The 12,695-nt window shown below is 60.9% G+C and carries 13 protein-coding genes and 1 pseudogene; 12 read left to right on the top strand and 2 right to left on the bottom strand.

Annotation, left to right across the window (positions count from 1 at the left end; genetic code table 11):
• The 12 genes and pseudogenes from ACIQVE_RS06020 to ACIQVE_RS05965 all read left to right on the top strand — a co-directional run.
• Window positions 1-294 (top strand): annotated as a pseudogene (locus ACIQVE_RS06020) (ATP cone domain-containing protein); the annotation flags it as partial.
• Entirely contained in the window at window positions 291-1,424 is a 1,134-nt protein-coding gene (gene ribD / locus ACIQVE_RS06015) for a bifunctional diaminohydroxyphosphoribosylaminopyrimidine deaminase/5-amino-6-(5-phosphoribosylamino)uracil reductase RibD (RefSeq protein ID WP_402805539.1), read from the top strand. The pseudogene ACIQVE_RS06020 and the gene ribD, both read left to right, overlap by 4 nt.
• Window positions 1,425-1,471: 47 nt before the next feature.
• Window positions 1,472-2,137 carry a riboflavin synthase gene (locus ACIQVE_RS06010; protein ID WP_402805536.1) on the top strand — a complete coding sequence of 222 codons (666 nt, stop codon included), beginning with the start codon at window positions 1,472-1,474 and terminating at the stop codon, window positions 2,135-2,137.
• A 16-nt stretch (window positions 2,138-2,153) separates the two neighbouring features.
• Entirely contained in the window at window positions 2,154-3,245 is a 1,092-nt protein-coding gene (gene ribBA, locus ACIQVE_RS06005) for a bifunctional 3,4-dihydroxy-2-butanone-4-phosphate synthase/GTP cyclohydrolase II (RefSeq protein ID WP_402805533.1), read from the top strand.
• Between the two features lie 232 nt (window positions 3,246-3,477).
• On the top strand, window positions 3,478-3,954 hold the full coding sequence (gene ribE / locus ACIQVE_RS06000; protein WP_003228649.1) for a 6,7-dimethyl-8-ribityllumazine synthase: 477 nt from the start codon (window positions 3,478-3,480) through the stop codon (window positions 3,952-3,954).
• Window positions 3,951-4,451, top strand: coding sequence for a transcription antitermination factor NusB (gene nusB, locus ACIQVE_RS05995; RefSeq protein ID WP_047303669.1), 501 nt, complete (start codon window positions 3,951-3,953; stop codon window positions 4,449-4,451). The genes ribE and nusB overlap by 4 nt, the downstream gene beginning before the upstream one ends.
• A 17-nt stretch (window positions 4,452-4,468) precedes the next feature.
• The gene (thiL, locus tag ACIQVE_RS05990; RefSeq protein ID WP_402805529.1) at window positions 4,469-5,434 is read left to right on the top strand and encodes a thiamine-phosphate kinase; all 966 of its coding nucleotides are present in this window, start codon (window positions 4,469-4,471) and stop codon (window positions 5,432-5,434) included.
• Window positions 5,431-5,934: a phosphatidylglycerophosphatase A gene (locus ACIQVE_RS05985; protein WP_402805526.1), complete on the top strand. Its 504-nt coding sequence runs from the start codon at window positions 5,431-5,433 to the stop codon at window positions 5,932-5,934. The genes thiL and ACIQVE_RS05985 overlap by 4 nt, the downstream gene beginning before the upstream one ends.
• A gap of 25 nt (window positions 5,935-5,959) precedes the next feature.
• A complete protein-coding gene (locus ACIQVE_RS05980; RefSeq protein WP_402805523.1) occupies window positions 5,960-6,697 on the top strand; it encodes a substrate-binding periplasmic protein in 738 nt (245 codons plus the stop codon).
• A gap of 252 nt (window positions 6,698-6,949) precedes the next feature.
• Entirely contained in the window at window positions 6,950-7,567 is a 618-nt protein-coding gene (gene ribA, locus ACIQVE_RS05975; RefSeq protein WP_150602083.1) for a GTP cyclohydrolase II, read from the top strand.
• A complete protein-coding gene (locus ACIQVE_RS05970) occupies window positions 7,564-7,983 on the top strand; it encodes an MFS transporter (RefSeq protein ID WP_402805519.1) in 420 nt (139 codons plus the stop codon). Before ribA ends, ACIQVE_RS05970 begins: the two co-directional genes overlap by 4 nt.
• Window positions 7,983-8,783, top strand: a complete 801-nt coding sequence (locus ACIQVE_RS05965; RefSeq protein WP_402805517.1) for a cobalamin-binding protein — start codon at window positions 7,983-7,985, stop codon at window positions 8,781-8,783. The genes ACIQVE_RS05970 and ACIQVE_RS05965 overlap by 1 nt, the downstream gene beginning before the upstream one ends.
• A 146-nt stretch (window positions 8,784-8,929) precedes the next feature.
• Here the strand turns inward: ACIQVE_RS05965 and ACIQVE_RS05960 are convergent, their stop codons facing one another.
• Complete coding sequence (locus ACIQVE_RS05960) at window positions 8,930-10,813, bottom strand: TonB-dependent receptor domain-containing protein (protein ID WP_402805515.1); 1,884 nt, start codon at window positions 10,811-10,813, stop codon at window positions 8,930-8,932.
• Between the two features lie 163 nt (window positions 10,814-10,976).
• Window positions 10,977-12,695 (bottom strand): 1-deoxy-D-xylulose-5-phosphate synthase (gene dxs / locus ACIQVE_RS05955; protein ID WP_402805512.1); only part of this gene is annotated, 1,719 nt, incomplete at its 5' end.

Raw genomic sequence — 12,695 nt, 5'->3', positions numbered from 1 at the left:
AAACAAACGTAATACGAAAAAAAAAAACGAGCGGGCATTAAACGCGCCCTGGAGAAACGTCCGGTGAGCGTCGAGCGCCTCGAATCCTCTCTGGTCCACATCAAGCACAAGCTGCGCGCCACCGGCGAGCGCGAGGTCAAATCCCTCGTGGTCGGCGAACTGGTCATGGCCGAGCTGCAAAAGCTTGATGAAGTCGCCTACATCCGTTTCGCTTCGGTGTACAAGCGCTTCCAGGATCTCAACGAGTTCCGCGAAGAAATCGACCGCCTCGCCCGCGAACCGGTGAAAGAATGACCACCGCCGCCGAGCAGGCCATCCTCGACGCCCACTTCATGGCTCGCGCGCTGGAACTGGCACGCAAAGGTCACTACACCACGCACCCCAATCCTCGGGTTGGCTGCGTGATTGTGAAGGACGGGCAGATTGTCGGCGAAGGCTGGCATGAACGCGCCGGCGAACCTCACGCTGAAGTTCACGCCTTGCGCGCTGCCGGTGAGCTGGCCCGGGGCGCCACCGCTTACGTCACCCTTGAGCCTTGCAGCCACCACGGCCGCACCCCGCCGTGCGCCGATGCGCTGGTCATTGCCGGTGTCGGCCGAGTGATTGCGGCAATGCGTGATCCGAATCCGCAAGTTGCCGGGCGCGGTTTGCAGCGTCTGGCCGATGCTGGCATTGCCACTGAAAGTGGCGTGCTGGAAGGCGAAGCGCGCAAGCTCAATCAAGGTTTTCTGAAACGCATGGAGCATGGCTTGCCGTTTGTGCGGGTCAAGTTGGCCATGAGTTTGGACGGTCGCACGGCGATGGAAAGCGGCGAGAGCCAGTGGATCACCGGCCCGGCCGCGCGTTCGGCGGTGCAGCGTTTGCGCGCTCAGGCGGCCGTGGTGCTGACCGGCGCCGATACCGTGCTGGCCGATGGCGCGCGCTTGACGGTTCGCGCCGACGAGCTGGGGCTGGATAAACAGCAAACCGCATTGGCCATGAGCCGTCCGCCACTGCGGGTGCTGATCGACGGACGCCTGCGGGTGCCGCTCGATGCACCCTTCTTCAAGGCTGGCCCGGCGCTGGTCGCGACCTGCATGGCTGTCGAAGAGCAATACGCCAATGGCCCGGAATGTTTGATCGTGCCGGGTGATGACGGCCAGGTGAATCTGCATCAGTTGCTGGTCGAATTGGCCAGCCGTGGCGTCAACGAGGTGCTAGTCGAGGCCGGTCCGCGTTTGGCTGGTGCGTTTGCCCAGCTCGGTCTGGTCGATGAGTTCGTGATCTTTATTGCCGGCAAGTTCCTTGGCTCCACGGCGCGTCCTTTACTGGACTGGCCGTTGGCCTATATGAAGGATGCCCCGGAGCTGAAAATCACTGAAATTCGTGCGGTGGGCGATGACTGGCGAGTCACTGCCATCCCTGTCGCATCGGCGAGCGTATAATTCTCGGCCATCGCGTTAGCGCTGGCTTCGTTCTCAAGGAGAACCCCATGTTTACCGGCATTATCGAATCCATCGGCAGCATCCGCGCAATGACCCCAAAGGGTGGCGATGTACGCGTGCATGTTGAAACCGGCAAGCTCGACCTGAGCGACGTCAAGCTCGGCGACAGCATCGCGGTCAACGGCGTCTGCCTGACGGCAGTTGAGCTGCCGGGCGACGGCTTTGCCGCCGACGTCAGCCGCGAAACGCTGGACTGCACCGCCATGAATGACCTGAAAAGCGGCAGCCCGGTCAATCTGGAAAAAGCCCTGACCCCAACCACTCGTCTGGGTGGTCACCTGGTCAGCGGTCACGTCGACGGTGTCGGCGAAATCGTCTCCCGCGCCGATAATGCCCGTGCGGTGGAGTTTCGCATCCGCGCACCGAAAGAACTGGCCAAGTACATCGCCCATAAAGGCTCGATCACCGTCGATGGCACCAGCCTCACCGTGAACGCAGTCGATGGCGCCGAGTTCATGCTGACGATCATTCCGCACACCCTGAGCGAAACCATCATGGCTTCGTACAAGCCGGGTCGCCGGGTGAATCTGGAGGTCGACTTGCTGGCGCGTTATCTGGAGCGCCTGCTGTTGGGCGACAAGGCCGCAGAGCCGAGCGCTGGTGGCACGATTACCGAAAGCTTTCTGGCCGCCAACGGCTACCTCAATTCCTGACTGAAGGGGGTGCCTTGTGGCGCTCAATAGCATCGAAGAACTGGTTGAAGACATCCGCCAAGGCAAGATGGTCATCCTCATGGATGACGAAGACCGCGAGAACGAAGGCGACCTGATCATGGCCGCCGAGTGCTGCAAGGCCGAACACATCAACTTCATGGCCAAGCACGCCCGTGGCCTGATCTGCATGCCGATGAGCCGCGAGCGCTGCGAACTGTTGAAGCTGCCGCTGATGGCGCCACGCAACGGCTCCGGGTTCGGTACCAAGTTCACCGTTTCGATCGAAGCGGCCGAAGGCGTGACCACCGGCATCTCCGCCGCTGACCGTGCACGCACCGTGCAGGCTGCCGCCGCGAAAGACGCCAAGGCTGAAGACATCGTCAGCCCTGGCCACATCTTCCCGCTGATGGCTCAGGCTGGCGGTACCCTGGCTCGCGCTGGCCACACCGAAGCTGCTTGCGACCTGGCGCGCATGGCCGGTTTCGAGCCGAGCGGCGTGATCTGCGAAGTGATGAACGACGACGGCACCATGTCCCGTCGCACCGAGCTGGAAGCGTTCGCCGCTGAACACAACATCAAGATCGGCACCATCGCCGACCTGATTCACTACCGGATGATCCACGAACGTACCGTTCAGCGGATTGCCGAGCAGCCACTGGACAGCGAACTGGGCCAATTCAACCTGGTGACCTATCGTGATTCCGTGGAAGGCGACGTGCACATGGCCCTGACACTGGGCACTGTTTGCGCTGAAGAACCGACGCTGGTTCGCGTGCACAACATGGACCCGCTGCGCGATCTGTTGATGGTCAAACAACCGGGCCGCTGGAGCCTGCGTGCCGCCATGGCTGCGGTTGCCGAGGCGGGCAGTGGTGTGGTGCTGTTGCTCGGTCACCCGCTCGATGGCGACGTGTTGCTGGCGCATATCCGTGAAACCGGTGAGCAGGCAGTGGTGAAAAAACCGACCACTTACAGCATCGTCGGTGCCGGTTCGCAGATCCTGCGCGACCTCGGTGTGCGCAAAATGCGCTTGATGTCGGCGCCAATGAAATTTAATGCGATATCCGGTTTCGATCTGGAAGTTGTAGAATACGTGCCCTCCGAATAATGACCCGCAGATTCGTATTGCTGGTGTACACCCATTGTGGCAAGGGGATTTATCCCCGTTGGACTGCGTAGCAGTCCCAAAATAGGGGCTGCTGCGCAGCCCAACGGGGATAAATCCCCTCGCCACAGGGTGTGATCGAGCAGCAATGCGTTATTTCCGACCATGTATTCGTGGCTAATATCACTGAGGGATGCGTACGAGACGCGTCCCGGCTCTTTAAGAGATCTAACGAATGACCCTGAAGACCATCGAAGGTACCTTCATCGCCCCTAAAGGCCGCTACGCTTTGGTAGTGGGCCGTTTCAACAGCTTCGTTGTTGAAAGCCTGGTAAGCGGTGCAGTTGATGCCCTGGTTCGCCACGGCGTGAGCGAAAGCGACATCACCATCATCCGCGCGCCTGGCGCCTTCGAAATCCCGCTGGTTGCGCAGAAAGTCGCTCAGAAAGGCGAGTTCGCAGCAATCATCGCCCTCGGCGCGGTCATTCGTGGCGGTACTCCGCACTTCGAATACGTGGCAGGCGAGTGCACCAAGGGCCTGGCCCAGGTATCCATGGAGTTCGGCGTTCCGGTTGCGTTCGGCGTCCTGACCGTTGATTCCATCGAGCAAGCCATCGAACGCTCCGGCACCAAGGCCGGTAACAAAGGTGCTGAAGCTGCCCTGTCCGCACTGGAAATGGTCAGCCTGCTGGCACAGTTGGAGGCCAAGTGATTAGCGACGAAAGCGATCGTTTCAACCCGCGCGACCCACGTCCAGCGGACGCCGGCAAGCCTTCGAAAAGCGAAAAGCGCCGCGCTGCCCGTCAGTTGGCGACCCAAGCGCTGTACCAGCGTCTTCTGGCCGGCACTTCGCTGAACGAAATCGAAGCGCAGTTTCGCGTCGACAACGATTTCACCTTTGCCGACGCCAGCTACTTCCACGACATCCTGCACGGTGTTCCGGCCAACCAGACCGAGATCGACACTGCGTTGGCGCCGTGCCTGGACCTGACCATCGAAGAGCTGGACCCGGTTGAGCTGTGCGTTCTGCGCCTGTCCACCTGGGAGCTGCTCAAGCGCGTCGACGTGCCGTACCGCGTGGTGATCAACGAAGGGATCGAACTGGCGAAAGTCTACGGTTCGACCGACGGCCACAAGTTCGTCAACGGTGTGCTCGACAAGCTGGCCCCGCGTCTGCGTGAAGCTGAAGTGAAGGCGTTCAAGCGCTGATACGCGCTTGATACCCAATGGGCGAGTTTGAGCTGATCCGCAATTTCTTCGCCGCCGCGCCTTGTGCGCAGGGCGGCGAGGGCGTTGCTCTCGGGATCGGCGACGACTGCGCCTTGCTGGCGGTTCCCCCCGGGGAACAACTGGCAATTTCCACCGATACGCTAGTGGCCGGCGTGCATTTCGCCGATCCCTGCGATCCGTTTTTGCTCGGTCAGCGCTCGCTGGCCGTCGCGGTCAGCGATCTGGCCGCCATGGGCGCCACGCCCATCGCGTTTACCCTTGCCCTGACTGTGCCTACGGTGACCGCCGATTGGCTGCAAGCCTATGCCCATGGTTTGAACCGCATGGCGCAGAATTGCGGCGTGGCTTTGGTTGGTGGCGACACCACACGCGGCCCGTTGAGCCTGACCGTCACCGTATTCGGTCGCGTTCCGACCGGGCTGGCCTTGACCCGCAGCGGCGCGCAACCGGGTGATTTGCTGTGTGTCGGCGGTGAACTGGGCAATGCGGCTGGCGCGTTGCCGCTGGTGTTGGGCCAGCGCGATGCCGCGCCGGACATTGCCCAGCCGCTGCTCGATCATTATTGGTCGCCGCAACCGCAACTCGCGCTCGGGCAGGCCTTGCGCGGAAAAGCCACTTCAGCGCTGGATATCTCCGACGGGTTGCTCGCCGATTGCGGGCACATCGCATTGGCGTCGAAGGTGCGACTTGAAATTGAACGCGAGCGTGTACCGCTGTCGGATGCATTAGTGGCGTTTCTCGGTCAGCGCGGTGCCGAGCGTGCGGCGTTGAGTGGTGGCGATGATTACGTGCTGGCCTTCACGCTACCGTCCGTCGAGTTGCCGGCGCTGCTGGCCGCCAGTTGGCCAATCCATGTGATCGGTCGTGTGGCAGAGGGGCAGGGCGTGGCGCTGCTGGACCGCGAAGGGCACGACATCACCCCGCACATCCGGGGTTATCAACATTTTCAGGAGTCACCGTGACAGATCACTCGAAACAGGTTCCGGCCGAATTCGTCCCGCCTTCTGTCTGGCGCAATCCTTGGCATTTCCTCGCCTTCGGCTTCGGTTCGGGCACTTTGCCCAAGGCGCCGGGTACGTGGGGTTCGCTCGTTGCGCTACCCTTTATCCCGTTGTGGCAGATGTTGCCCGACTGGGGTTACTGGCTGATGCTCGGCATCACCATGCTGTTTGGCTTCTGGCTGTGCGGCAAGGTGGCCGACGATCTGCGCGTGCACGACCACGAAGGCATCGTCTGGGACGAAATGGTCGGGATGTGGATCACCCTGTGGCTGGTGCCGGAAGGCTGGTACTGGTTGCTCGCGGGTTTCCTGGTGTTCCGCTTTTTCGACATTCTCAAGCCGTGGCCGATCCGCTGGATCGACCGGCATGTTCACGGCGGTGTCGGCATCATGCTTGATGACGTGCTGGCCGGTGTGTTCGCCTGGCTGGCGATGCAGGGACTGGTGTGGATATTTGCCTGATTCCAGGGTTATGAGGGAACCAAGGATGGCTCGGCGCTGGTTGGCAGGAGTGGTTTTGGCTGTGCTGGGCACTGTCGCCAGTGCGCAGGAAACTGCGCCGACGCCCTCGGTCATCCATCTGGCCAGCGAAGTCTGGGAAGACTACACCGCTGCCGATGGCCATGGTCTGGCCTGGGATGTGTTGCGCAAGGTGTTCGAGCCGGCCGGGGTAAAACTCGATATTCGCAGCGAACCCTATACGCGTTCTGTAGGGCTGGCGCAGCGTGCTGAAGTCGATGCTTGCGTGGGCTCGTATCACGAAGAGTTCAGTGATCTGCTCTATCCGCGCTGGAATTTCGATACCGATCACGTCTATGCGCTGGGCCTTGCCAGCAACCCGGCGCCAACGCTGGAAACTCTGGGCAGCTATCGACTGGCCTGGGTGCGCGGCTACGACTACCAAAGCTACCTGCCCAATGTGCGCAGCTTTAACGAAGTCCTCCGACGCACGGGGATCTTGTCGATGCTGACCCACAACCGCGCCGACTATTACATCGACGCGCTGACTGAAATCAATTACGTGCTCAGTCGGGCGAGGGATCCATCGCAATTTCGCACGACCCATCTCGCTGAGTTACCGCTGTACCTGTGCTTCGCCAATACCCCCCAGGCCCGCACATTGATGGCGCTGTTTGACCGGCGCATGGATCAATTGGTCAAAAGCGGCGAGTTGAAACCGATTTTCGAGAAGTGGAAGCAACCGTATCCGTTTGACTCAAATTAGAGTCGGGCCCCCAAACCCTGTGGGAGCGAGCTTGCTCGCGAAAGCGGTGGGTCAGTAAGGATGTGGTGGCTGATGCAACGCATTCGCGAGCAAGCTCGCTCCCACAGGTAATCAAGTCGCCGCGCTGTCCGGGGGAGTCATCAAACTTTTTGATCGTTATGCCCGATAATTCAGCCTAAGCGTCTGCAAGAACCTGCTGTTACAATGCCGCCCAGCGAATCTTCAGACTTTTTTTAGATCAGGAGCACACCGGTGCCTGTCGTTTTTGTCGCCGCTTCCAAGCTGCCAACGCCTTTTGCGCAATTCACCATGCACGGTTTTCTCGATGAAGCCACCGGCCGCGAGCATGTCGTGCTGAGCCTGGGTGATTTCGCCGACGGTGCCCCGGTGCTCGGTCGATTGCACTCCGAATGCTTGACGGGCGACGCCTTGTTCAGCCAGCGCTGCGACTGCGGTTCGCAGCTTGAGGGCGCGCTAAAAGCCATCGCCCGCGAAGGGCGTGGCGTGTTGCTGTACCTGCGCCAGGAAGGTCGCGGTATTGGTCTGTTGAACAAGATCCGCGCCTACGAGTTGCAGGATGGCGGCGCCGATACCGTTGAAGCCAACGAACGCCTGGGATTTGCCGCCGACCAGCGCGACTACGCCATGTGCCTGCCGATGCTCGAACATCTGGGCGTGAAAGCCCTGCGTCTGATGACCAACAACCCGCGCAAGGTCAAAGCCTTGACCGACATGGGCATCGACGTCGCCGAGCGCGTGCCGCTGCACACCGGTCACAACCCGCACAACAAACTCTATCTGGCGACCAAGGCCAGCAAGCTCGATCACATGATGGGCAATGAGCATCAGGGCGAGGTAGACCGGGCGTGACCCGCGGTCAGGTGCGGCGTCGTCTGTCAGTCGACTGGTGGAAATACCTGATGCTGGCGCTGGTGCCGCTGTTTGTCCTCAATGCGCTGTTCGGTCAGGGCGAGGCGATTCTGCCGGTGCTGGCGATGCCGCTGTTCATCGCCGGTGTCGCGTCGATGTTCGTCAGCCTGAAGTTTTTTGGCCGCTACAAACATGCGCTGATCGCCACGCAAAAAGCCCTCGATACTGCGGATGAACCGGCAGCCTGGATCGCCCTCGCGGCAAGCCGCCGAGCGGCATTTCTCGCGGCCGCGTTACCCGCGTGGATCGGTGCACTGGCGGTCTTTGTCGGCCTTGAAGCCATCCCGCTGATGTTGCTGGCGCTGTCCACCGTCGTGCTGTTTTACCTCTACCGCATCCCGCGTCAACTCGGCTGATGCGCCATCTCTGGCTGGCGGTTCTGCTGCTGGCCATCAGTGGCCCTGCATTCGCCGCTCTGCGCGTGGTCAGCCTTGCGCCTTCTCTTTCTGAAATCGTCGTTGAACTGGATTCCGCCGACCTGCTGGTCGGCGTGCTGGATGCGGGCGAGCGGCCTGCTGCGATTGCGAATCTTCCCTCGGTGGGTCGCTATGGCCAACTCGACATGGAGCGTTTGCTCAGTCTCAAACCTGATCTGTTGTTGCTCTGGCCCGGCAGTGTCGGGCCGGCTCAGCGCGATCAGCTCAAGCGGCTGAACATCCCCACTTATGTCGCCGAACCGCACAGTCTTGAACAGCTTTCTGCGCAGATCGAAGCCATCGCCGGGCAACTGGGCCGGCCCGAGCGTGGGATAAAGCTGGCGGCGAATCTGCGCAAGAAACTCGACGACCTGCGCCAGCGTTATCACCGGGACGTGCCGCTAAAGGTGTTCTATCAGGTGTGGGACAAACCGCTGTATACCGTCGGCGGGGGGCAGATCATCAGCGATGCGCTTGAGGTGTGCGGCTCGCGTAATGTGTTCGCCGACTTGAGTCTGCCTGCGCCGCAAGTCAGCATCGAAGCGGTATTGCAGCGAGATCCCGAGGTTATTCTGGCGAGTGATCAGGTGCAGTTGGATGCGTGGAGGGCGTGGCCGCAGGTGGCTGCTGTCAAGCAGGGGGCATTGCTGATGGTCACCGACAAAGGTCTGGAACGCCCGAGCGGCCAGATGATCGACGCCACCGCCAAGCTCTGCCACCTCATCCAGCCCCACCGATAACCTGTGGCGAGGGGATTTATCCCCGTTGGGCTGCGCAGCAGCCCCAGGATCTCAGGCATTTCAGATAGACCGAGTTCACCGGTTTTACGACTGCTGCGCAGCCGAACGGGGATGAATCCCCTCGCCACAGTGGATCGAGGATGATCTTAGAGTTGTGGGGTCCACGTCACCCCAAACATCCACGCCCGACCTTCCTCGCGATAACCGTACTGGCTACCGTCATAGCTGTAGTTCGCCCGGCTGTAGCCCTTGTCCAGCAGGTTATCCACCTTAAGATCCAACTTGATCTCACGGTTCAGCGCCCAACTGCTGCGCAAGCCGAACAGCGCATAGCCGCTTAGCGGTTGATTGTTGTTCAGGTCGTCATAACTGCTGCTCACCGCCTGCCAACTGGCGCCGAGGCTGAGACGATCAAACTGCCGATCCAGATCCCAACTCAACGTCCGCCGCGCACGCCGAGCCAAGGTGTGGCCGGTATCACGGTCACGCGGGTCGATGATCGCCACGCCAAGGTTGCTCTGCCAGCCGAACAGTTCCTGCTTCAGCGCCGCTTCGAAGCCGTTGATGCGCGCCGACGCCACGTTTTCCGGCCGTGAGTTGCTACCAAAAATGATCGCGTCTTCAAGATCCGTGCGGTACAGCGACGCTTCGAGGCGCGTGCTGTCGCTTAACTGGCTGCGCCATTGCAGCTCGTAGCTTTTGGAGGTTTCCGGTTTCAGGTTCGGGTTGCTGAAATCCGGGTAGTACAGGTCATTGAAGGTCGGCGCACGGAAGCCTTCGCTGTAGCTGAGCAACAGATCGTTGTCCGGATCGAGCGGCAGGGTGAACGTGCCGCTCCAGGTGTTTTGGCCGCCAAACTGTTGGTTATCGTCATGACGTAGACCGAGTTCGGTGGAGAAACTGTCGGCCTGATACCGATGCTGGATGAACGCCGCACGGTTCCAGCGGCTGTCCTTGTCGAACGCGGTGCTGCTATTGACCCGGTCTTCGTACCAGTCGCCGCCGAGGATCAGACTGTTGCGCGCATCCAGGGTCAGGTCGTTCTGCCAGTTCACCGAATCGCGGTAGGTGTTGAACACCGTGCGCTCGTTGCTGAGCTTATCCAGAGTCTTTTCGCGGTTCTCGGTATGGCCGAATTCGACGCGGGTTTTCCAGATGTCGTTTACCTTGGCATCGACGTAACTGCTGACGCTGCTGACATTGAAATCGCTGTAGGGCTGCTGCTGGACCGATTCGAACGTGGTCATGTCGAAGCGGCCGAACGGGTTGTCGAACTCGCTCTTGCCACGGTTATCCAGCAGGTTGGCTCCGACTTCGACGTCGTCAGTCAGCGCATGGCTGAGGCTCAGGCTGACGGACTTGTTGCGGTAGGCGTCGTGATCGCCGTCGCTCGGATACGACTCATGAGTACGGTCGATCCCGGCGGTTTCATCCAGGCTGGCGCCGAGGTTGAAACGGGTTTTGTCGTCGCCACCGGACAGGCCGAGGCTGCGTTCCCAGGTCTGATTACTACCGAAGCCGACATGCATCCGTGGCTGCAAGCCTTGCTCAGTCCCTCGGCGGGTAAAAATCTGAATCACCCCGCCAATCGCATCGCTGCCGTAGATCACCGAGCGCGAACCGCGCAGCACTTCCACGCGCTCGATCTGCTCGATGTTCAGGTGCTGCAGATTGCTGTCGCCGGAAGTGGAGCTGCCGATGCGCTGGCCGTCGACCAACACCAGACTTTGCGCCGACTGTGTGCCGCGGATATAGACCCCGGGCAAGCTGCCGCGTCCGCCTGCTTGCGCCACTTGCACGCCCGGCACGCGACGCAGCAGGTCCGGCACATCGCTCGGTTGCAGGCGGTCGATGTCTTCACGGGTAAACACGGTGTTGGCGGCACTGCTGTCATTGCGCGCTTCGACTTGACGGTTGGCGCTGATCAAAACATCCGGCAGTTTCAGCGCTTGATCGCGCTCGAAGGTGTCGGCGACAGCGCTGGCGGTCGGCAGCAGAAGAAAGGGCAGAGCGAGGCGCGAGAGTTTCATGGCAATCCGTGATGTTTCAGGTGTACACAAATTTGATAGGTCCACAAACCACTGTGGGAGCGAGCTTGCTCGCGAATGCAGTGTGTCAGTCAAAAATAAATCGACTGACAGGCCGCTTTCACGAGCAAGCTCGCTCCCACAGGGTTTTGTGCAGGTCTTGCTTTTACTTGTTCAACAGTTCCAGACGCTCACGAATCGACGCTTCAATCCCGGTCTCATCCAGCCCGCACTCGGCCAGCATCTGCGCAGGCTTCGCGTGCTCGACGTAAACATCGGGCAAGCCCAGGTGCAGCATCGACTTGAGGATATTCTCGCGGGCGAGAAATTCGCTGACCGCGCCACCGGCGCCGCCCATGATCGCGTTCTCTTCGATGGTGACCAGCAGCTCGTGGCTGCCGGCAATCTCACGCACCAATGCTTCATCCAGCGGTTTGACGAAACGCATGTCGACCACGGTAGCGTCCAGCTTCTCGGCGACTTTCAGCGCCTCGGCCAGTTGCACACCGAACACCAGCAGGGCGACTTTGTTGCCCTGACGACGGACGATGCCTTTGCCGATTTCGATCGGTTCGAGGTCTTTATCGATTGCGGCATTCGGGCCGTTGCCGCGCGGATAACGCACTGCCGCCGGGCCGTTATACAGGTGACCGGTGGTGAGCATTTTGCGCAGTTCGTTTTCATCGCTCGGGGTCATGATGACCATGCCCGGGATGCAACGCAGGTACGACAGGTCGAAGCTGCCGGCGTGGGTCGGGCCGTCTTCGCCGACCAGACCTGCGCGGTCAATGGCGAACAGCACGTCGAGGTTCTGCACCGCCACATCGTGAACAAGCTGATCGTAGCCGCGCTGAAGGAACGTCGAGTAGATCGCCACCACCGGTTTCGCGCCTTCGCAGGCCATGCCGGCGGCGAACGTCACCGCGTGTTGCTCGGCAATCGCCACGTCGAAATAGCGCAGCGGGAAGCGTTCGCTGAACGCCACCAGATCCGAGCCTTCCTTCATCGCCGGGGTAATCCCGACCAGTCGCGGATCAGCAACCGCCATGTCGCACAGCCATTCGCCGAACACCGCCGAATACTTCGGTCCGCCGGCCTTTTTCGGCGCAGCGGCCGGAGCGTCGACAGGTTCGAGTTTGGTGATGGCGTGGTAACCGATCGGGTCGACTTCCGCCGGGGCGAAGCCTTTGCCTTTCTTGGTGACGACGTGCAGAAACTGCGGGCCCTTCAGGTCACGCATATTGCGCAGCGTGGCGATCAGGGTCGGCAGGTCATGGCCGTCAATCGGGCCAATGTAGTTCCAGCCCAGCTCTTCGAACAGGGTGCCGGGGACCAACATGCCTTTTGCGTATTCTTCGGTGCGACGGGCGATTTCCCAGGCGCCGGGCAGGCGCGACAGCACTTTTTTGCTGCCTTCGCGCATGCTCGCGTAAGTACGGCTGGAAAGAATCTTCGCCAGATAATTCGACAGGCCGCCGACGTTGCGCGAGATCGACATGTCGTTGTCGTTGAGGATCACCAACATGTTGGCGTTGACTTCCGGCGCGTGGTTCAACGCCTCAAAGGCCATGCCGGCGGTCAATGCGCCGTCGCCGATCACGGCAATCGCCTTGCGATCACTGTTTTGCAGGCGGGCGGCAATTGCCATGCCCAGCGCTGCACTGATCGACGTGCTGGAGTGGCCGACGCCAAAGGTGTCGTACTCGCTCTCGGCGCGACGCGGGAAAGCGGCGATGCCGTCCTTCTGGCGCAGCGATTCCATGCGCTCACGGCGACCGGTGAGGATCTTGTGCGGATACGCCTGATGACCAACGTCCCACACCAGCCGGTCGTCCGGGGTGTCGAAGACGTAATGCAACGCGATGGTCAGCTCGATGACGCCCAG

Origin of the sequence: Pseudomonas sp. NPDC098747 (assembly GCF_044760045.1) — a bacterium.
Classification (GTDB): domain Bacteria; phylum Pseudomonadota; class Gammaproteobacteria; order Pseudomonadales; family Pseudomonadaceae; genus Aquipseudomonas.
This window is presented reverse-complemented; position numbering and strand designations above follow the sequence as displayed.